The organism is Maribacter sp. BPC-D8 (assembly GCF_035207705.1).
Taxonomy (GTDB): Bacteria; Bacteroidota; Bacteroidia; order Flavobacteriales; family Flavobacteriaceae; genus Maribacter.
The window spans coordinates 688,808-710,575 of record NZ_CP128187.1; the positions used below are offsets into that span (position 1 = coordinate 688,808).

The 21,768-nt window shown below is 32.3% G+C and carries 20 protein-coding genes; 4 read left to right on the top strand and 16 right to left on the bottom strand.

Going from position 1 to position 21,768, the window contains the following annotated elements:
- Nucleotides 1-50 precede the first annotated feature (50 nt).
- A complete protein-coding gene (locus tag QSV08_RS02935) occupies nt 51-494 on the bottom strand; it encodes a hypothetical protein (protein WP_324026436.1) in 444 nt (147 codons plus the stop codon).
- A gap of 117 nt (nt 495-611) precedes the next feature.
- Between QSV08_RS02935 and QSV08_RS02940 the strand changes: the two genes are divergently transcribed.
- Together QSV08_RS02940 and QSV08_RS02945 are read left to right on the top strand one after the other, a co-directional pair.
- A complete protein-coding gene (locus QSV08_RS02940) occupies nt 612-881 on the top strand; it encodes an ArsR/SmtB family transcription factor (RefSeq protein ID WP_324026438.1) in 270 nt (89 codons plus the stop codon).
- Between the two features lie 53 nt (nt 882-934).
- The gene (locus tag QSV08_RS02945) at nt 935-1,951 is read left to right on the top strand and encodes an LLM class flavin-dependent oxidoreductase (protein WP_324026440.1); all 1,017 of its coding nucleotides are present in this window, start codon (nt 935-937) and stop codon (nt 1,949-1,951) included.
- Between the two features lie 2 nt (nt 1,952-1,953).
- Here QSV08_RS02945 and QSV08_RS02950 read toward each other — a convergent pair whose 3' ends face one another.
- The 12 genes from QSV08_RS02950 to QSV08_RS03005 form a co-directional block, all read right to left on the bottom strand.
- Nucleotides 1,954-2,715 (bottom strand): glycosyltransferase family 2 protein, encoded by a 762-nt coding sequence (locus QSV08_RS02950; RefSeq protein ID WP_324026442.1) that lies wholly within the window; start codon nt 2,713-2,715, stop codon nt 1,954-1,956.
- A gap of 46 nt (nt 2,716-2,761) precedes the next feature.
- Nucleotides 2,762-3,736 (bottom strand): carbon-nitrogen hydrolase family protein, encoded by a 975-nt coding sequence (locus QSV08_RS02955; RefSeq protein ID WP_324026443.1) that lies wholly within the window; start codon nt 3,734-3,736, stop codon nt 2,762-2,764.
- A gap of 137 nt (nt 3,737-3,873) precedes the next feature.
- Nucleotides 3,874-4,983, bottom strand: coding sequence for a ligand-binding sensor domain-containing protein (locus QSV08_RS02960; protein ID WP_324026444.1), 1,110 nt, complete (start codon nt 4,981-4,983; stop codon nt 3,874-3,876).
- A gap of 43 nt (nt 4,984-5,026) precedes the next feature.
- Nucleotides 5,027-5,884 (bottom strand): hypothetical protein, encoded by an 858-nt coding sequence (locus tag QSV08_RS02965; protein WP_324026446.1) that lies wholly within the window; start codon nt 5,882-5,884, stop codon nt 5,027-5,029.
- Nucleotides 5,885-5,895: 11 nt separating this feature from the next.
- Complete coding sequence (locus QSV08_RS02970; protein WP_324026447.1) at nt 5,896-6,765, bottom strand: PIG-L family deacetylase; 870 nt, start codon at nt 6,763-6,765, stop codon at nt 5,896-5,898.
- A 40-nt stretch (nt 6,766-6,805) separates the two neighbouring features.
- Nucleotides 6,806-9,580, bottom strand: a complete 2,775-nt coding sequence (locus tag QSV08_RS02975) for a DUF6493 family protein (RefSeq protein WP_324026449.1) — start codon at nt 9,578-9,580, stop codon at nt 6,806-6,808.
- Nucleotides 9,577-10,935, bottom strand: coding sequence for an SWIM zinc finger family protein (locus QSV08_RS02980; RefSeq protein ID WP_324026451.1), 1,359 nt, complete (start codon nt 10,933-10,935; stop codon nt 9,577-9,579). Before QSV08_RS02980 ends, QSV08_RS02975 begins: the two co-directional genes overlap by 4 nt.
- A gap of 118 nt (nt 10,936-11,053) precedes the next feature.
- Nucleotides 11,054-11,923, bottom strand: a complete 870-nt coding sequence (locus QSV08_RS02985; protein ID WP_324026453.1) for an alpha/beta hydrolase — start codon at nt 11,921-11,923, stop codon at nt 11,054-11,056.
- 40 nt (nt 11,924-11,963) lie between these two features.
- A complete protein-coding gene (locus QSV08_RS02990) occupies nt 11,964-12,821 on the bottom strand; it encodes an IS3 family transposase (protein ID WP_324023650.1) in 858 nt (285 codons plus the stop codon).
- Nucleotides 12,821-13,216, bottom strand: coding sequence for a transposase (locus QSV08_RS02995; RefSeq protein ID WP_226989911.1), 396 nt, complete (start codon nt 13,214-13,216; stop codon nt 12,821-12,823). The genes QSV08_RS02990 and QSV08_RS02995 overlap by 1 nt, the downstream gene beginning before the upstream one ends.
- Nucleotides 13,217-13,354: 138 nt before the next feature.
- Entirely contained in the window at nt 13,355-13,876 is a 522-nt protein-coding gene (locus QSV08_RS03000; protein WP_324026455.1) for a hypothetical protein, read from the bottom strand.
- Between the two features lie 102 nt (nt 13,877-13,978).
- Complete coding sequence (locus QSV08_RS03005; RefSeq protein WP_324026457.1) at nt 13,979-14,485, bottom strand: SMI1/KNR4 family protein; 507 nt, start codon at nt 14,483-14,485, stop codon at nt 13,979-13,981.
- Nucleotides 14,486-14,770: 285 nt separating this feature from the next.
- On the opposite strand from QSV08_RS03005, the gene QSV08_RS03010 reads away from it, so the two are divergent.
- Together QSV08_RS03010 and QSV08_RS03015 are read left to right on the top strand one after the other, a co-directional pair.
- Nucleotides 14,771-16,462, top strand: a complete 1,692-nt coding sequence (locus QSV08_RS03010) for a right-handed parallel beta-helix repeat-containing protein (RefSeq protein ID WP_324026459.1) — start codon at nt 14,771-14,773, stop codon at nt 16,460-16,462.
- Between the two features lie 1,135 nt (nt 16,463-17,597).
- Nucleotides 17,598-18,143: a peptidylprolyl isomerase gene (locus QSV08_RS03015; RefSeq protein ID WP_324026461.1), complete on the top strand. Its 546-nt coding sequence runs from the start codon at nt 17,598-17,600 to the stop codon at nt 18,141-18,143.
- Nucleotides 18,144-18,365: 222 nt separating this feature from the next.
- On the opposite strand, the gene QSV08_RS03020 is transcribed toward QSV08_RS03015, so the two are convergent.
- The 3 genes from QSV08_RS03020 to QSV08_RS03030 all read right to left on the bottom strand — a co-directional run bounded on the left by QSV08_RS03020 (nt 18,366) and on the right by QSV08_RS03030 (nt 21,741).
- A complete protein-coding gene (locus QSV08_RS03020) occupies nt 18,366-18,998 on the bottom strand; it encodes a hypothetical protein (protein WP_324026463.1) in 633 nt (210 codons plus the stop codon).
- 91 nt (nt 18,999-19,089) lie between these two features.
- A complete protein-coding gene (locus tag QSV08_RS03025) occupies nt 19,090-20,196 on the bottom strand; it encodes a hypothetical protein (protein ID WP_324026465.1) in 1,107 nt (368 codons plus the stop codon).
- A gap of 186 nt (nt 20,197-20,382) precedes the next feature.
- On the bottom strand, nt 20,383-21,741 hold the full coding sequence (locus QSV08_RS03030) for a WG repeat-containing protein (protein ID WP_324026467.1): 1,359 nt from the start codon (nt 21,739-21,741) through the stop codon (nt 20,383-20,385).
- Nucleotides 21,742-21,768: the final 27 nt, after the last annotated feature.

Consider the following 21,768-nt stretch of genomic DNA (forward strand, 5'->3'; position numbering starts at 1 on the left):
TTTGGCACAATGTTAACATGTTGTACTAATACCCAAGTTTCATTGGAAATTTAATTAGTCTTTTTTACTAAAGCTGCTATGATATTTATGGGATATAATAATTGGATAGCTATTACCACAAGTACCGATAATGTAGTTATTACTTGCGCATCAAAATAATATTCTAGATTTAGAGAAGGATCATTTTGATTCAGTTCAGGTGACAAAAGCGGAATTAATAGAATAGTTAGAAACCCAATGATTGTTACTGTTGCGTGTAGTATGGTTAGCCAATTGATTAGTTTCTTTCTCAAGATGAATACTACCCAGTAGCCTAATCCTATAATTCCACAAATAATTGAAAGTAATACACCTAAATTAAGCATTGTGATTACAAAATAGGTGTCATAAATATTGATGGCGATAGTTTCATTTGAATCTATAGAGCCAATTAAAAGTAAAACGGGAATAAGAATCCAGAATACGAAATGAGGTTTTTGAGTAAGTTTCTTCATTTATCAAATGTGGTATTAATCTTAAGGTCAAGTTAATGATTATTAAGGTCTTCCCAATTTGTATTTTAAATTAAAATTTATAAATACATTTGCATGTATCAATATATTAAACACATCATGGAGCTAAAACAAGTTGAGAAAATATCAAAAGCGTTAAGTGATGTAAATCGTTTGAAATTATTGCAGTACATGCAAAAGAACCAGGGTAAGGTAGAATGTACCAGAGCGTGTGATTTATTAGATTTAGCACAACCTTCTATTAGTCATCATATTAAGAAATTAGTAGAAGCAGGATTGATAAATCAACATAAAATAGGTCGTAATTATAACTACTCACTGAATCATGAAGTGTGGGATAATTATATGATGCGCTTGCAAAATTTGTAATTTTTTCAAACAGATATATAGATACTTTTAAATATATAAATGAATTTAATAGTATGAAAAAAATAAAATATTCCATATTAGATTTAGCCATAGTATCGCAGGGTACTACATTGAAAGATACCTTTGATCATTCGGTAGCTCTGGCACAAGCTGCGGAAGAAGCGGGCTACACACGTTTTTGGTTGGCAGAACATCATAATTCAGTAGCTATAGGTAGTAGTGCAACATCTATTTTAATAGGCAAAATTGCTGAAGAAACTAAAACCATACGTGTTGGGTCTGGTGGTATTATGTTGCCTAACCATTCCCCATTAATTATTGCAGAGCAGTTTGGTACGTTAGGGATTCTATATCCTAACCGAATAGACTTGGGCTTAGGTCGCGCACCTGGTACCGATCAGTTGACGGCACAGGCTATACGTTCAGATTTTTACCAAGCAGCACAGTCATTTCCTCTAGAGGTTGAAAAAATACAACGTTATTTTTCTCCTGAAAATGCCGATGCAAAAGTACGTGCTACTTTGGCAGAAGGGGTAGAGGTTCCTATATACATTTTAGGTTCAAGTACTGATAGTGCACATTTAGCTGCTAAAAAAGGTTTGCCATATGCATTTGCGAGCCACTTTGCTACAACTCATTTAATGAATGCTTTAGAAATTTATCATAATGAATTTCAGCCATCAAAGGAGTTAGAAAAACCTTATACGGCTGCGGGAGTGAACATCATTATTGCAGAAACCGATGAAGAAGCAGAACGCATTTCTACATCGTTATATAAAATGATTATTGCGCTGTTGACGGGTAATAGAACATTTATGCAACCAGCAGTAGAGATGACAAATGATTTACGAGAATTAAGTCAGAACCCTGCTGTGCAGCAAATGTTGAAATATTCATTTATTGGAAGCAAAGAGACCGTTAAAAAACAAGTACAGCAATTTATATCAGATACTCAAGTAGATGAATTGATTGCAGTGACTAACATTTATGACGGACAAGACCGTATAAAATCTTATCAAATGTTTGCTGAGATAATGAAAGAATTGAACGTTGAGGCACCTTTGATTTAAGCTTATATGTTCTGTTGATAGGTGTTTTTAATTATGTTTAAAATATGGTAGTATGCTGAATATTGAGCTTTAATTTTAGATTTTGGTCTTCTTTCTTTAGTGTAAGTTCCATTATTTACTTTTGATTTTATCACTTTATAATTCAACTTTATGGCTACAAGTGGGAGCAGAAAATCTAGCCCCCACTTTAGATTATATTCCTTTACAACTTGTTGTTGTAAAACTGTTTTTAAAACATTCTTTCCATATAATAAAACCCCAGACGAAACAGGGTTGTAGTTCTTTATATTAAGGTTTTCATTTAAATAACGTTCCATTTTCACTCGTTCTTGAATTTCTAGGGTAGATTGAGTAATTACATTTTCAATCTGTCTTTCACCAACTAAAATTTCATCAAAATTTGGTTGGCTCTCTTTGATATAATTAATAAACGTATCAAGAAATATGGCATGAGGAAAATCACTATCCATATCACATTTTAAAATGAAATCTGCTTTTGATTTTAATGCTTCTTCAAACAGTTTTTTTGTGCTTTTTACAATTCCTTTATTAATACTATTACTTATAATTTGAAGATCATTAAAAGTATCATCCTTAAATTTATTTAATAATAACAAAGATTCATCTGTACTAAAATCATCTAAAACAATTAACTGAAAAGAATAATCTTTGTAATTAGAAATTTGTAATAGAATTGTTTTTAGCGTAGCAATTATATTTTTTTCCTCGTTAAAAGAGGGAATTACAATTACTATTTTAATCATTATTTTGTATTAAGTAAATCATACTTGTATAGTATTTTCTTTAGTCTTATTCATTAACATCTATGATTGATTGCCGTTCTCTATTAACAGTAAGTTTCGTTACATCTGGTCTAGAATAGTGCCCAACAGAATCAAAGTTTTGGCGTTCTTCTAGCACTCTATTAAAATCGATGGTTGCTGTAATAAGTCCCTCTTTATCAATAACTGGAGGTAAAATCCATTCTCCATCAGGTCCGGCAATACAAGAACCACCATTGGCTAGGGTTTCTGGACAGTTTTCAAGAATAGTATCTAAATGCGGTGTATCTGGCGGAAAATCTGCCTTGCTCATTAAGCTAGAAACAGAAACTACAAAGGATCTTGATTCCCTTGCAATAAATCGTGTAATATCAGCGGTATTATAATCTGATCCTGGCCATACGGCAATATGCAAATCTTCTCCTAAACCATATAAAGCGGTACGTGGAAGAGGCATCCAATTTTCCCAACAATTGAGTCCGCCAACAGTAAAGTTTTTTAAGTCGTGAACCCGTAATCCGTTACCATCACCAGGTGCCCATGTTAATCGTTCTTCATAGGTAGGTTGTAATTTTCTATGCACAGACTTAATTTCACCATCACTATTTATATAAACAAGCGAACAGTAAATACTGTGCCCGCCTCTATTTTTTGCTCGTTCCATTAACCCTAAGTAGATGGCAATTTTATGTTGTTTTGCAAGTGCACAAATCTCGTCTAATTCTCCCGCTTCAATTTGAATGGAATTTTTGATGTAATGGGCATGAATTTCTTTCTGTACTTTAGAATCAAACTGAGCACCATCGGTCATGGAAACCCAAAAAGGATAACCCGGTAATAGAGCTTCACCAAAAACTACAAGCTCGCAATCATCTTCACCAGCTTTAATAATATAATCCTTGATTTTATCAATAGTCTTCTCTTTATTTAGCCAAACCGGTGAGATTTGAGCCATACCTATTTTAAGGTTATTTTGATCGGGAGTATCTATTATTTTGGACATTGTTGAATAGGGTTTTTATAATATAATTTTAAAATAATTTTTTGTCAAGAGAATTCTGTTTATTGAATTTATGATAAAGATCAACTTTAATATGAAATATGTAAATATCTGGTTTGCATGCTATTGTGTTTTATAATCTATTCTTTTAAAATACCATTTTGGCTTACGCTATAAAAAGAGGTTCCGTCAAAACGGAACAATCCCATGTAGCCGCCCAGCCATATTTTCCCTTCATTATCTTCAAATATACATTGTATGGCACCACTTTTAAGTCCGTCGTTTTCGTTGAAATTTATGGCAGTTGTGCTATCGTATCGATAGACGCCAAAACTTTCAATCGGAAACCAAATTTGACCAGATGTATCTTCAAATAAGCTCCATACTTCGGTACTATTTTCTCTTTCTTTTGTAGCAATTTTAGTGAAAGATTTTCCGTCCCAAAAACAAACTCCTGCATAGTGAGTGGCAAACCAAATATTACCATTTTTATCCTCTAAAATATCATTGACGGCGTTATTGCATAATCCATCTTTTTCAGAAAGATTTACTAATGATTTTCCATCATAAAAATATGCACCGGCATTAGTTCCAAACCACATGCTACCTTTGCTGTCTTCCATAATACTATGAATAATTTTAGCACTAGTAACACCTCTGTTGTAATCTGGTTTAGCTTCCGGTACAGTAAACGATGAAAATTTTTCACCATCAAATAAATTGATTCCTTCCAAGCTACCTATCCAAATTATGCCCTTACTATCTATAAAAAGACTCCAAATATTATCATTGTTCAGTCCGTCTTTTTCTGTGAAATTCTCAAAAGAATTCCCATCGTATTTCGTTAATCCGCGTTCGGTACCGAACCAAATATTACCGTCATTATCTTCTATAATTCCCCTAACGGCAACACCACCAAAACCCTCATTGACAGAAAAATAGTCAAGAGATTTTCCATTATACCGTGCAACACCATCTCCGTTGGTGCCAAACCATAGATTTCCACTTTTATCTTGAAATATTCTACGAACAAATTCGCTTATGGGTACATTGATTTCGGGTTGAAGAAAAGGGCTATTGTATTCATTTTTAGGTGAATCCGTTTTTTGTAACGGAATGTCTTTCAATGAAGTTCTTGAGTTTTTTTCTTTTTGTTGACCATTACAAGAAATGATAAAGACAGAAAACAGGAGTAGGAGTAAAGACGATACACGAGTAATGCCCTTATAGATATATGTCGTCTTTTTCATTTATACTGTTTTTAAAATGGATTACCTGTTAGTATCTATAATTTTAGTCGTTGCCGTTAAGGATTTTTAGTTTGTTATTAATCTGGTTTTTAAAACGTTGTGCGAAAATATGATTAGGGTCTAATTGCAAGGCTTTGTCAATATTAGACGTTGCCAACGGTAAACTATCCATTTTTAAATAAATACTGCCGTAAAGTACGTAGGGCTGTGGAATATTAGGATCATTAATTTGAGCGTTAAAATCATCTGCAATTGAAAGTGCTTTTTCAAAATTGCCTAGATCTGATTCTAACGTAGCCGAATAACTAATAAAAAATGGAATCTTCTTCTGTTTAGTAGTCGTTAGGTTATGTAGTGAGTCTAATGCTATCTTTGGTCCATATACAGCATTTAAAACCTCTATATATTCTGCTTTTATATATGATTCATTAGGGTGCCTATGAATAAATGTTCGGTAATTTTTTTCTGCCGCTAACATAAAATAAGGAATGAAATCTTTCTCTAATTTAATTTTTTGATCACGCGCATTAAATAGTTCAATAGTAAGGCGTGTAACTTCTAGAATTAATTGGTCGTCTTCACTAACCTTGTTTTTATTAGGGTATAGATCATTTAAAATCTCGATTCTTTCGGGAAGATTTGTGGTGCTTTTACCTACCAATGCCTTGCCAATTACGAAAGTAGAATCGAAGGATACTGCTTTTCTAAATGCTTTGTCAGATAAGGTCCATTGACCATAATCTAAAATCAACTCCCAACCTTTATTAAAATAAAAAACGGCAGAATCGTTTTTAGCGCCGTAAGTGTAAACGGCTGGTTCTGCAGATGATTTATTTTGTTTTTGTTTACATGAAGTAAGCAGTATAAACACTAGTACATAAATTGGGTACTTCAATGACATGGAAAATAGGTTTACTCGAAAATATTGTTTTTAATTTCATTAGAGCCATTCCAAGGTCTAAAATAAAGTACGGAATCTGTTTGAGAAACAATAGTAAGTAAATCATCAATGGCATCTGGTGTGTATTGAGATTTATGACAATCTGAAGCATCATGCCCAAGTTGTAAATCTTCTGAATTATACGGAATTCTGTAGGTGAGAAATCTTTTTTGAGTTCTTTTAAGGTTATCGTTCAACCATTGCACTAAATTTGTTTTGAAGCTAATGTCTTTATTACTTATTTCCTTCGGATAAGCATAATAGAGTAGGTTCTGCAGCGATTCTGATGTTTCTCTCTGAAAGACCTCTGTCACCACATTACTAACAATTCTATGGTCTGGGTGTCCGTATTGACCGCCAGGTCCGAAACTAATGACTACGTTTGGTTTATAGCTTGTAAATAAGCTATCAATCTTCTCATCTAAAGAGTTGATGTTTTCCTTTAGGGCTAAATCCCCATCAGTATACTTAAAAAATATCGGCGGATTAATTCCTAATGTTTTTGTAACGCACAAAGCCTCTTCTGCACGCGTTTTGGCAAGTAATTCTCCCGCAGGAATATTCGCATGCGGAGTAACGCCGTTAGAACCATCGGTAACAATAACCAAGTGAATACGAACACCCTCTTTCTGATATTTTGAAAGGATGGGTGATATTACGATCTCATCATCAGGATGGGCAAAAATTGCCATTAATGTTTTGCCTTTGTTGGTTTCTTTTAGAAATGCATTACTCTGGACTAAATTTTCTTTTTGATCTATCGGTTTTTGACTGTTTTCATTACAGCTGGTAAGTGATAGAAAAACGGAAAAGGTGAGAAGCAGTATTAATATACGGGTCATTATGCTTTATATGTTTATAGAATTTATTTTTGGCAATTACTTAAACTGCTAATATTTTTTTAACCTCTTTTTTTACTGCATTTTTATCTGACATAGCTTCTAAATTTTCTTTTATTTTTTTTGGAATTTCTGAGTCAGTAGATTTTAAGATTTCATAGTAGAAATGTAAAATATTTTTAAAACTTTTTGGTAGGTTTTCAGGGTCTATCTGCGCTAAAATTTCTTGAAGTGTATGGTGAAGAACATCTACATATTTTCCACCCATTTGGTGTAATTGTTCAAACTGTTCGCTGACTCTTTTAATTGGAAAAGGATGATGCTCGTTACTAAGCATCTGAGTAACGAATTTGGAAAATAGGGGTAGGTCCAAATAGTCTGCTTCTATTAATTCTAGTAGCCATTCTAATGCAGTATTTCTTACTGTGGTATTCCCTGCAAAAAGACTCAAGCATAAAAACATCATTCCGTTTTGTTCAAGCGGAATTGGGTTTTTAATACTCTCAAGCAGTGCTGCCATGGTAGATTTACTTTCTCGTGCTTCCATCTCTGAAAGAAATCTGTAGTTGTTTAGTATCAATGAGAGGTATAGGGGTTCTAGGTAATAACGGTCTTTAAGAAACCAATGTGATACATCTGCAATTATATATTCATAATTTAATAAGTAATACGAAAAATGATTTACGTCAACCACTGTTTCATCATCTCTAGTGTATGCTAGGTCAAATGTTATGTTAGCCCATTTATAGCTGCTAGAGTCAGAATATCGCATTCCGAATTTAAAGAGATCTTTAGCTTCTGCCGTCCACCATTTTGCTTTTTTGGTTAAGAAAAAGTCTATGGCTTCTGGGCTTTTAGATTGGTTTTTGATGACAAAGGCAGTGAACCAGCTGTTTTCTAAACTCTTTATTTTTTTAGGGTCAAAAGTTACTTTTTCATCTAAAATATAGTTCAATATATCTCTATACTCAGATTTGTTTTCTTGAGGCTTATTATACGTAGACCACCTGTTTAGTCGGTTTAAGGCAATATTAAAATCAGTTTCATTTATAGATATTTTGTTTTGCTCGTATACATAAAGTCTTTCAAAAAAGACATTGATATCTATTGATCCATTTGTATATGTTGGGGTACTAAGAAGTACTATTTCTTTATCTTCTCTAATGGTTTTTGCTATAAATGACAAGCGCCCCAATAACCTATAAAAGGTCAAGAATCTAACCTCGGTATAGTCATGTAAATATTTACCTGTCCCTTTTTGGGTTTTCCAGTTTTTTATTTCTTCTTCAATGGTAACTTCCTCAGGATCTAACCAAATACAGATTAATTTGGCTACAAAAATATGATGAATACCTTCTCTAGCTGTAGCTTCGATATGCATGCTCTCTGTCATTCTCTTCGCCATTTTTAGAGCAGAGCCTAAAGCCTTTTTCTGCGTGTCTTTTATATGGTAAAAGCGTAAAAGTCCTTCTAGAAACAATTCATAATCTAAGGCATCTTGACTTTTTAGCACTTTGGTACATAGAAAAATAAAATCGTCTTCAGTGGCTATATATTCTAATTTTTGAAGCGCAGAACTAGGTAGGGGAGTGTATTTTTCTTGTTTATATTTTTCATAGGGAATCTCTAATGCTAAATCTTCGCTAGATAATAGAAATGCTAAGGCAGATTTTGTTTCGCTGTGCATGGTACTTATAAAAGGCTCTAAAGCTTCACTTAAAACCTCGTTGTTATTTTCTAATAAGCTAAACACTTTAACAGCTTCTTCTTGAATACTAGCTTCTTCTTGAACAAATATGGGGACTAAATTTACACACGTTTTTTCTAAAAGAGTTTTGTCTTTCTGAAGCTTTTTATAAAGCATACCCAGGGCAAGTTTTAATCCGCCATTAAACTTTTTGCGATACACAATACCATCTAAAGAGTCGATAAAATAAGACCAATCGAAAGTTTTATCAGTAGAAATTTGTTTTAATATTTTAAGACTAAAATTGCTGATTAAATTTACATCATTATGCAGTAATTCTATGAATTGTGCTTGACAAGCCAGATTTTCTTCTTTAGAAAACTTGAGTCCGACGTAAACATTTTTAACCCAAGATTGAGTGCTTTGTTTTAGCGTAGGGTTGTTGAATGCTTCAAATATTTTCTGCTGAACCTTGCCTTTATCTAATGTGCCGTCATTTACTAATTTTAAAATAATAGCACCAATATTTAAATCGCGTTCTAAATAAAAAGCTCCATCAACGCCTAGTTCCATTTCAAAAACAGCCATTAAAATATCTAAAGTAAACTCATCTTTCGGAAAAATGCGATCTACCTTTTCGGCAGCTTCAGGTTTTAATTTTTCTGTAAAATGAGATTTGTGCCAAACATTAAAACGAATTAAGCAGGCTACAAAAATTTGCCTATCAAAAGGTACTTTTTTCTTTTCATATAATGCTTTAATAACCGTGTAAGGTATGCGGGTTAGAAAACTTTCAGGACTTGCGATATCTGCTTTAATCTCTTTATACTTGCTTTCTGGTTTTTGTAGGTCATAAAAACATAAAATTTCTTCAAGTTCGATATCACTCAAGGCAGAAACATCAAGGTCTATTTCGGTTAAATTTAAAACCCCCTGACAACTAAAATTTAATAGCGTTATTATTGTAATTTGAACTTGAGAAAGAGTTTTTCTTTTCTCTTCATCATATTGTTTTAAATACTCAAGTAGGGTTTTTCTATATCCCCATTCATAATCTAGCAACCATTTCGTAATTCCTGTTATCTCTTCTTTGGCGAGTTTTTCTTCAAACATCTTTATTACTCCGCTCATAATTCTAGTTCTTCTATTATTTTTTCGATTTCTGTTTGCTCTTTATTTTTTAAGATTTTGCCCACTAAAATATGCTTACAATCTCCTCTTTCATTTTGGTGGCTGGCATACCAGGTACAGGTGCATTTAGACTTCTCTTTCGATAATACTATTTTATGATAATGACCACTCCCTTTTACTTCAATCTCTTTATTTTTTACTAGCCATTTGTAGTCACCTTTTTTAATGATCTTTAAAGCATTCTTATACCTAGGGTTTAAGCTTTCGATCCTGTTCATTTTAAAAGGCAGCTTTCTATAATAATACACTTGGTCAGTAAGGTCAAAACCAAGTAAGCCCATAGAAGCCAGCCTAGTGGCAACATTTTTAAAATCTGTTGTACTTAACTCCTGTAAGTGATTGTCTTTTAAACTAAATTCTTCATGTATTTTGGCATAGTTATCTAATTTGTCTAACCAAGTATCGGGTACATCGTCTACTAAGTGACTTAATACCGTGCCTTCGCCCGAAAAACCTCGCCAGAAACTTCTAGAAAGCATAAGCGTAAAACGCATATTTTTCATTTGAAACTCAAATGCCGTGGCATTTTCTGTTTCCATAGCATATATGGTTAACGAATCGGCTAAGTTTACCAATCCGTCAAGTAACCTTAATCGATGTACACCACCAATACAGATACTCTTAGGCGATTTAACCGGTGATAGATTTGGTCTTCTACCTCTTAAACTTAAATAATAATCGTCATTGATATTTCCTTTTGGTACGCTTCTAAAAAGTAATTGAATTTGGAGTTTATCTAGTTTTAAAAATGGCGTTAATTCTGAAGCTAAAACTTGAACGGTTGCCATACCTTTTATCCACCGTAGGGGTAAAGAGACTTTTTTTTCTACGACGCTATTATTATCTTTTTGCAGCACAAAATCTTTTTCTCCGATAGAAAAAAATACTTCTTCATTTTTTCTGATTTTACTTAAAGCAGAAATCATTTCAGTATTAAAATCTACGTTTGTGGTGCCTTGCTGTAAAAAATCACCTTCTAAAGATGCGGGCAGTAAATCTACTTTTGCATAAACACTACAGCAAGATGAAAAGGCTTCTAATCTCAATTTATTACCACCGGCAGTAATTACAGGATCTCTTAAAGAACTGCCTAAAGGCATATAGTTTGCGGCAACAACTTTAGAAAGTGTAAGCAAACTTCTTGCTACTAGGTATGGGTTATTAAGCTTGCCCCAAAAGAAACAAGGTGTTTCAGCTTGCGAGTATTCTTCATTAAAATGAGCTAGAAAAAGTCTACTTTCTTTTTCTGTTTTTTTTAAGCTAGAAACCTGGCAGTACTGATATGAGATATCCATATATAATCTTCTATTTTTAATCTTAAAAGTACCAACAACTCTTGTTCTGTTAAAACGTGCTTAAGTTAGTAAACTTCTACATATAATTATAGAATTTAGAAGATGTACACATCTATTTCTACTGTATTAAAGCATTCAGTTTGGCAATAGCTTCGTCGGGTAGATCTGTTAGCGTTTTAATGTGATCGGTATTTGTTTTCCAAAATATTTTTGGCTCTTTAGCTGCTTTAAATATGTTCATACCTCTTTCGAAGGGTACGGCTCTATCATTAATACTATGTATAATGAGTTTAGGAGTATTCGTTATTTGAGTAATATCTCTAATGGCTATATAATCTTGATTATAGTTATTAGGGTCATTTGTAAATGATTTTAAATAAAACGCTCGAAAATTATCTGTAATAAAACTATGTGCAGATTCTAAAGATCCGTCGAGCACTAAAGCGTCAATTTTAGTCTGGTTGTCTTTGGTCAGCTTAACCGCTAATTGACCACCTAAAGACATACCATATACTATGGTTTTTATACTGTCATTTTTTGTCTGGTGCAAAAAGTCAACAAAAGCCGTTTCTGTGTCTTTTATAACCCCTTTATAGTTCGGAACACCACTAGACTTTCCGTAGCCTCTCCAGTCGGTTGAATACACTCTAAAACCATTATCGACTAGTGGTTTAATTAATTCTTGACCTTGACTGGTATTTCCGCTATTTCCACGGACTAAAAAAATATTTGCTTTAGCTTCTGAGGAGGGGTTGAATACATAGCTATGAATTTTAATAGAATCATCTACGGTAAGTATATGTTCTGAATAGTCAAAATTATTCAAAGGTTCAATTTTTGTAGAAGGTCTATAGAATAGTTTAGATTCATTATTTTGTACCAATGCCTTTATATAGGGGTCAGATTGATAAAGAAAAAGCCCGTAAGCAGTAACTATAATTAGTAAAAATAGAAGTGTTCGAATGATAATTTTGATTAGTTTTTTCATATGTCACGTCCTAAAATACGGCTACAGATTAATATTATTTTTAAGCGGCATATTGATGCACGTAATTTGGTGTTTTATAATCTAAAGATAAATGCAATCTTTTAGAGTTGTATAATTTGATTGCATTTTTGGCTGCTTTTTTAGCATGTACAACGCTTGTAAAAGTCTGGTCAAGATAGAATTCATCTTTTAGAATACCGTTGACCCTTTCGGCTAGGGCGTTTTCATAGCAATGGTTTTCTTCTGTCATACTAATTTCTATTTTCTTTCTTTTTAGTATTTGGGTATAGACGTTACTACAATATTGAATACCTCTGTCGGAGTGATGAATAAGGCTGTCAATGTTCTTAGCATTGTAAATAGCCTTATTTAAAGCTCTGACACAACCTTTTAGTTCAAGGCTATCACTCAGGTCGTATCCAACGATTTTACGGGAGTACATGTCCGTAATCAATGCCAGGTAACAGAATCCTTTTATAGTTCTGATATAGGTAATATCGGATGCCCAAACCTGATTAGGCCTATTGATCTTCAAGTCTTTTATAATGTTATTATACTTGTAGAATCTGTGATATGAATTGGTAGTTCTACAGGAGTATCTCTTTCTTCTTATGAGCAAATTGTTTTCTCTTAAGATACGGAATAGCCGGTCTCTGCCTACTTTGATGTCATACTTGTGAAACTCATCTTTTAATGACCTCATGAGTTTTCTGGTGCCTTCTCTGGGCAGTGTTCTTCTACTTTGCCGAACAAGTTCGATTATATCCTGTTCTATCTGTTTTTTGATTAAAAACCTTTTTTGGTATTTGTAATAGGCATCTCTTTTCAAATCAAAAGCATTGCAGATAGTACCAATGGATAACAGTCTTTCATTACGGTTTATCGGTGCTACTTTCATTAAGGCTTTATGTTTAAGTTTTTTTTTAATTCCTCAACATCTCTATAACCTAGATTCTCAGCAGCTACCTCGAGATAGCTATCGGTCACCAATTTGTCCAGGTCTTTTTTAATAAGAAGGTCCTTAAGTTGCTTTAGCTCTTTTTGCAGGGCTTTGATACGGGAAAGTTCATCGTCTGTTTGCACGGTTACACGGGTGTTCATTAGATCTTTACGATCGTACTTTTTTATCCATACGTTTATAGTACTGGATTGTATACCGTAAGTTAATGCAATTTGTCTTTTGGAATGGTTTCCTTTGGTTAGTTCTGCCAATACCTTGAGCTTAAAGCTCTCACTATAGCGTTTTACATATCCATCATTTTTATACATATACTTGAAGTGTTTTGTATACATATTTCAGGACGGGTCAATATTGTGGGCAACGTATTTTTAGATGTTTTGTTGCTTAACTAAACATTTACCAACCGAACTAAAAATCTGCCTAGGTTTTATGTATTTAATGAACTAATAGTAAAATATAAACGGTATTAACTAAATTATATTTAGGCTTTTGGCAACATCTTTTTTCCACTTTTTTCTATCCTGCATTTTAATTGAGATTTCTTCGCCAGTAATATCTAATAGCTCATATAATTTCTCAGAGTAGGGGAAACCTAATTTTCCGCCAACAGCGCAAAATAATTTTAAACTATCATCTTCTTCTATAGCAAAGTCAAAATAGTCCCACATAACATCTAAAATTAATAAGTTCCAATTTAGACCGTATTGCGTATATATTTCATCGTTTTCAAGTTCGAATTTTACTATTTCACTGCCATTATTTTTTTCAAATAAAGCATAAAAAGTTTCACCACAATCGAATATAGGGGTTACTTCTACATCAGTAAATATGGTGTATTCTGTCATTGTAGGGAAATAGAAATATGCTCCCTCTGGCTTTTGAAGCGAATAATCTAATTCATCAATTTCGCCAATATTGTTGAGAAATTGCTGTGGTATTCCATACTTTAATAACTTACTATGTCTTTCTTCTTTCGGAGTTAGTTTTTTCATGTTTTAGGTAATTGTTGAACTAAAAATTGTTTTTAATCGACTTAAGTTAAAACTTTTACTAATAGCTGTTCGCTTAATAAAATTATCTGTTGAAAGTTATGCTCAATCAAATGCGTCTCCCAAACTTTTAAACTCACTAGCAATCCAATACCAAGAATCTCCTTTTCCTTTCGAACTATAAAGACGCCAGAGTAATTCTGTAAAGTTATTTGCTACAATTTCAGACATTCCTTCTTCGCCATGTGTTTCAAGAAAACTATCATAACATTTTCCATTGTTTTTAACTGTTAGATCAATACTGATATATTGAGATAAAGCATCACTTTTCGCTATTAAGAACCATTCATTAGTAACATCGTTTTCAAGTTCTTCCCAAATTACATCATCTTCAGGGTAGAGGTATTTATTCGTTGAGATAAACTCTTCTTTTCCTACTATTTTGATACCAAAAGTTTCATTTTCAAACAAACTAATACCGTTAGTCATTTTAAAGAATACATCTAAATCATCAGGAATCTTATTTTCAATTACTAACTTATCATTTGGTTCAAAAACCTTACAATTTGAATCTTTAGAAATTAATTCAATAAGTTCTTTTAAGTCGGTCATATTTTTACATTACATAATATTATAGCTGATTATCTACCTGCGGGTGCCTTTTATATGCGCAATTTTTTAGATTATTATTTTCTTATCAAAGCTGAAATTCACTTTAGATAACTAATAAAATTAGCGACTTTATAAAAATACGAAAACCTTTCGGTTTCCTGTAAAATACTACGTTAGGCAAATATTTTTGTAAGTTAATTATAGTGTTTAATGTCGTTCATCGATGTTATTGAAAATGGCTAATAAATAAACATTTTTTTCGTTTATAAATCAAATCAAAATAACATGAAAAATTTCTTGTCTGCAACAGCATTATTAGGTCTATTGTTTATTAGTGTAATCAGTTGTAGTAGTGATAGTGATTTAAGTAGTTTACTAGAAGAGGGGGCAACAAGCTCAGAACCAATAGGTGATTATGTTTCACCAATAGGAGTACCTGATGCATGGATTTCTCCAGATTTAGAAAGTCCTGAAAGACCAGAAACATGGGAAACAGAACTAGCGGGTTATTATTATGTGGAGTATGCTGTGGGATCAGATACCGATAATACCTATGGTACACCAAATGCGCCTCGTAAAACAATTCCTTTTCCGGTTCCTGCAGGGTCTTATGTTGTTGTTGCTGGTAATTATAATTACATACAAAACGATATTAAACTAAGAGGAGAAGGTACAGGAGATACTTGGGTAGCTGGCGAAAGCGGACCTGTTTGGGTGGTAAGCGATTCAGAAAAAAAAGCCGAAATAACGGATAAAAAAATGTTGCTATCTGGCAGTTATGTATATCTAGACGGATTTTATTTTCACTCTGGTGGTCGTATACAATTGGGTTCATATCAATCTGGTAGTCAGGTAGATCATATTTTAATTCGAAATAGTGAGATGAAGGGCGAAGTTGATGTTGCTGGTGGTGTCTTAATAAATACTGTTGGTTTAGAAGAAGGACCAGCAAAAGATATTATCATCTACAATAATAAAGCGCATAGAATTGGTCCGTTAGATTCTGATGTAGATATAGACGCTCGTGGTTGCTCTATTCAAGGTTATACTAGTAATATGTGGGTAGTAGATAATGAATTCAGTGAATCTTCTGCGGGGCTTCAAGTAGAAGCTGGTTCAATAGAACGTCAAGCCACAACTCATCATATTTATATAGGTAGAAACCATGTATTTAATATAGCTCAAGCTGGTATTGGGGTGAAATATGCTTTAGATATTATAATAAGTGAAAATATAGTTCACGATATTATTGATACACCTTGGTCACCATCTAAAGGCATCGGTTTTCAATACGCACCTGATCGCGTTTGGATCCTTTTTAATGAAATTTATAATGTATACACAGGTATTCGAGGCGGAAGTGATAATGGAGGCGCAGGATCTGTTGGTGAGAGTGTATTTATTATAGGAAATTTAATTAGAGATAATACTATTGATGGTACTGCTTATAACGGAGCTACTGAAGGTTTAGGTATAGAAATTAATAACGGAGCAACACCAAGGTATATAATTAATAATACGATTGTAAATAATGATGTAGGTGTTGCAAATGGTTATTATAATTCAACAATGTATATTGAAAATAATGTAATCTCTAATTCTAGTGTTTTTGATATTATGCTTGAAGATAGTTATCAGACAGGTGCACAATCAACACTTAAAAACAATCATTTCGATACTGAAGCTAAAATTATATGGAGTAATGGTGTTACGCATGATTTAGAAAGTTTTCAAGCTGCATTTAATAAGGGAGAAGGGTGTATTAGCGCTGATCCTTTATTTGTAGATGCCAATGCCGGTGACTTTACATTACAAGCATCAAGCGCAGCCGTAAGCAGTGCATTACAACCGAGTAATTTATCTGTTGATGTTTATGATCTTTTCGAATCGTTTTACAATATAGATATCAGAGTTGATATTAATAATGATGCTAGACCAAGTACCGATTCTTGGAATATGGGGGCATACTCAAATTAAGTATAAAATGTCAGTGTTATTTCTATAATTACACTGACTTTTTCTTAATAATTGTTTCATCTAAATATTTGATTTGGTGTGTTTTAGTGCTTTGCCTTTTAAATAACTAGTAGCGTTGAACAAACTCTAAATTAATAATAGCGCTGTAAGTGGTTATTAATCAATTCTTAGTTTACGTTTTGTCAGTTTAGCAACTAAGACTAATAAGCTATTTATTGAAAGAGGAGCATAAGTTATATTTCAAATTTATGTGTAAACGCTAAACCTCCATAATAAAAAAGGGTCATCCAATATAGAAACTGAAAGGGAAACGAAAAGAAGAAGTGTTTCCATGAAACTTCTTGTTTAAACATCAAAAAGATACCACCTGCTAGAACAACTAGTTGAATAATACAAAATATCATGTATAATTGCGATTCAAATTCTTTTGAAGTGTATGGAGAACAAATTGTAATAATTACAAAAAGCAATAACATAATTGCTGAAGGCAATAAAATATTGAGATCTAATTTGAAAGCGTATTTAACAAGTAATCCCATTAGAACTAATGGCGAAACAAAATAGATAAGGTCTAGTAAGCTTGTGTTCATTTCCTTTTATATTTCAAATCAGTTTTTCAAGACTTCGGCTAAGTAAATAGTTACTACACCAAGTTAGTTTTATGATTGATTAATAGCCTATTAAGGGTTTTTTTTATTGGTTACTAAGATAAATACTATTTCTGTTAGTTTTTCTGTTCAACAATTGTTTTAGAATTTTCGGTGAACAAGAAAAAAGATAAATAGACCCACCGATTTTAAAACAATATATGTCTGCATCAAATATACTTTCTAAGGGTCATTTAATCTTTCATACATAGACATAAAATTACAACAGCGATAGTAGGGGAGATTTAATAGACTTAAGCTCGTTCTTTAATATTTAACCAAGTTTAACTTGGTTAAATATTAAATATGACAACTACTATTCTGGTTTGGTGAAATAATCATTGTACAAAATGTTCTTAAAATTTTAAATGAAATCAGTACTTTTTTATACCAATGATTATCTCAGTTGATAACGAATTGAATGCTTTGTTTTTTACTACTTTTATTGGCGACAAAAATATAACTAAATGAAGTGTTTAAAGTATTTGATGGTATTCGTATTATTTACAGCGTGTAAGTCTTACGAAATAGGAAAAATTGACACTCAGAAGGGAGAAATTTTAGTTTGGTTGCATGATGAAACTCCGAATCATAAAGCGAGTTTTATAGAACTTGCGAATGCAGGATATTGGGATTCGTTGACTTTTAATAGGGTGATTCCTGATTTTGTTGCACAAGGTGGTTGTCCAGATACTCCCGAAGGTTTTAATGATCCCGAATATTTGTTAGCTCCAGAATTTGACTCAAAACTAACGCATACATACGGAGCAGTAGGGGCAGGGCGAGATGGTAATGCTGAAAAATTATCGGCTCGTTGTCAGTTTTACATCGTACAAAATAAAGATGGTCTACATCGTTTAGACGGTGACTATACAGTTTTTGGCAATGTTCTAAAAGGGATGAATGTTGTAAACGAATTAGTAGGTGTACCAAAAGATTCTACTGATACACCGATTACACCATTACCATTAGATATTTCAATAGTAAAGATTTCTGCGAAAAGGCTAAAAGAGCTACGGCTAAATAATAAATAATAGAAGTGTAAAAATATTGTATGTTTCTGTCTACGCCCGAAGCTCAAGTTTCTTGCCAGCGCGGAACACTTGGGTATGTTCGGGCGGGTTTTAATCAATGTTTCTTGTTCAGAGTTAAATCCGTTCCCGATAGCTATTGGTATTAGCGACTACACACACACACACAGCTTAGCTTTAAAGCCATAGGTCAGTATTTGGTATAGCTTGTGTTACTACTAGTTTTTAATCGAAATTAGACCAGGTTCCTCGATTCAAATTCCCTCTTAACTTCTCATCGTATAATCTATTAGCTACGAATAGTGTCACCCAAAATCTATCTTGTTTATAAAATTGATCATATGCCTTTTTTGGGTGTATTTGAATAACTCTATCTTCATCAAACCATGTTAACCTAGTTCCTTCAGCAAAAAGTTTTTCTCTACCTGTAGAATTAGAAGAATCTTTTATAATAGGATTTCCGTATAATGAATTAAGTTTTGAAATCATTTTATTATAAGCAATACTATCTGTATTCTCATTTTTAGCATAAAAGATTAAGAATTCATTTTTAGAATTGGTTAAGGCTCCAATTTTCGAGAAATATAAATTGTCAAAAACAGCTAACTTATCAGTAGTGGAAGACCTTTTATGAGTGTATTCAGAAATTTCTTCTAAATCACCTCTAATATCATATTCATATTCTCCAATTTGATAATGCTCATAATTTGCATCATCAATATCAAAAAAAGAATCTACATTAAAATTATTATTTAGCTTTTCAAGATTTAAAATATCTTTTTTGAATTTTAAATTAGTTTGTCCATTACATCCAGTAATAATGGATAACATTATAAAACTTATGAATATTTTTTTCATTTTTTAAATTAATGGTGGCATAAAAATATATAGACCTTTTGGTAAAGATCGAGACCCTTTTTACGTAAAGCTTTTATTTGGCTTAGTTTATTTATGAAAGACTCTTCAACGCTCTATTGATGATAATTACTTCTTTGTTATTTATTCCTCTTTCTGTAGAAGGGTAAAGTATTACCGCATAGTTGTTTTCAGTAGTTTTGTTAACGCTAGATATAATAAGTCTATCGTTAGGCATTTGCAGTATTTTATTAGAAACTAACTCTTTAAAACCGTTGATGTCTTTACTATAGAAGAATTCTAATAATTTGTCTTTTTTAGTCGTAAACCAACCATTACCAAACTCACCGTTAAACACCGTAACATAAGTGTCATCTGCTATTTTCACAGGACTCCAAGTGTTATAAAAACTATTTTTAATGTCAATTAATTCTTGAGAGGTAATAGCACCAGATTTAGATATTGTCTTAATCGTAACTACTCCTTTTTCATTGTATAAGAGATAAGAATCGTTTTCAAAAGATAGATTCAATATTTCTTTAAAATATTGAGGAGCTAGTTTTATAGTTCTTTTCTGTAGTTCATTTCCTTTTGCATCTATTAATCTATGCAACCAACTATTATCTTCATAAGCTAAAAGATGAATTTCATTATCATTAATAAATATGTTATTATTTCTAGGAAGAGAAATTTTTACATTGTGTTTTTTCTTTAATAAACCTTCTTTAAACTCCATCGAAAGTAGCTTGTCAGGTTTCGTATCTGACCATGAATCTGCAAAATGAAATACTGAATATTCATTTGATATTCCTATGAAATCGCCTACAAAAGGTCTATTACCTTTTTTGAGTACAATTTCTTCTCTATTAAATATAGGAATACTTATTTCTAGTTCTTTATCAGGATGATATGGTATGATGGAAACATAATTTTCTAATGCAGGACTATGAAATAATGTTGGTAAAATACCATCATCTTCTTTGTAATTTTTATCTCTACCATCAATGTCTATAACACTATATATTAAGCTATATTGACCCTCGTCATCACTATCAACGTAGTTGGCTAAAAGACTCTTTTCTTTATAATTTATACTCTTTTTTGCCGAAATGCCATATTCAGCGGTTAGGGTAGTTATTTTACCGAACTCAGAATCTTCAGTTACGTTAGAAAAACAATTTATTTTTTTAAGATTTTCCATTTACTTCCTTTATTAATGCCAATGTTTAAAAGTGATGTATTTCAACTTCGTCACAAGCTAATCTATTAATTTTTTTGCTTTACCACAGCCAAATTCATTTTAATCAAAAGCTTTGCTAGTCTTCGTTTTTCTAAGGGCTGTTTTTGACTACTATAAAAGATAAATTATACAGTAATGTTTCTTAGGTTAATCATTGCTTTCAATTATATGATCTTCATTTTCTACCCAAGGAATTTCAATAACAATTTTACCCGTTTTATCTATATAGTACCACGTACCATCTGAATTAAAACGTGCTAAACCAGTATTGAAATCTGCAGCGCTATAGTAAATAGGCGGAATAATTTCTTTACCTGTTGTATCTATAAATCCTTTTTTGCGATCTATTATAACCATTGCCACGCCTTCTTTAAACTTATAAATTTTATCGTATTTAATAGGTGTAAGCTCTTTTCCTGTTTGGTCTATTATGCCATATTTATCGTTTAATTGAACAATAGCAACTCCGTTTGAAAAACTGTTAACGTAATAATATTTTAAGGGTATTACTTCTGTACCTGTTTTGTCAATAAAACCTCTACTGCCATTTACTGCGACACCTGCTAAACCTTCAGAAAAATTATAAACAAATTCATAGTTAAAAGGAATAACAATATTCTCACTCTTATCTATATAGCCCGATTTGCCATTTAAATAAACAACTGCTTTACCATCTAAAAAATTTGAGGCAGCCTCATATTTTAATGGGATAACTTCTTCTCCATTTAAATTTATGAAGCCCCATTTTTCATTTAAACTAACCGCTGCTAAACCTTCTGAAAATCCTTTAATTTCATCGTATATTAAAGGTGTTATTTTTTTACCTGTCTTATCAATAAAACCCCATTTTCTATTTGATCTTACCCCTATAAAACCTTCAGATGAATCTTGCATTTTATCATATTCAAAGGCAGTTATTTCTTTACCTGTTTTATCTATAAAGGCGCCTTGATTGTTTAATACAACTACAGCTAAGCCATCTGTAAATTCATTGGTTTTCTCATAAATAAAGGGAATTATTTCTTTTCCGTTTTTATCAATAAAACCCCATTTACCATTTAAACTAGCACCTGCCAATTCTTCTGAAAAACCTTCAACGGCATCATATTTAAGTGGAATAATTTCTTCACCGTTCGCATTTACAAAGCCCCATTTATCATTTAAACTAACTTCTGCCAAACCTTCAGAAAAATCATAAATCTGATCATATTTTAAAGGTGTTATTTCTTTTCCGGTTTTATTTATAAAACCCCACTTACCATTTTTGCGAACTTTTGAAAAACCATTTGAAAAATCATTGATATAATCATATTTTAGTGAAATAACTTCTTTGCCTTTGGTATTTATAAATCCCCATTTTTCGTTCCGTTGAACACCTGCTAAACCTTCTGAGAACGATTCGGCATCATCATATGTTAGCTTTATAACTTCATTGTTCTTTTGACTAAAAGCGGATAAAGGGAAAGTCATTAATAAAAAAAGAGTAATCTTAATTATATTTTGCATGTAAATCATAGTTGTTAGTGATTCTGA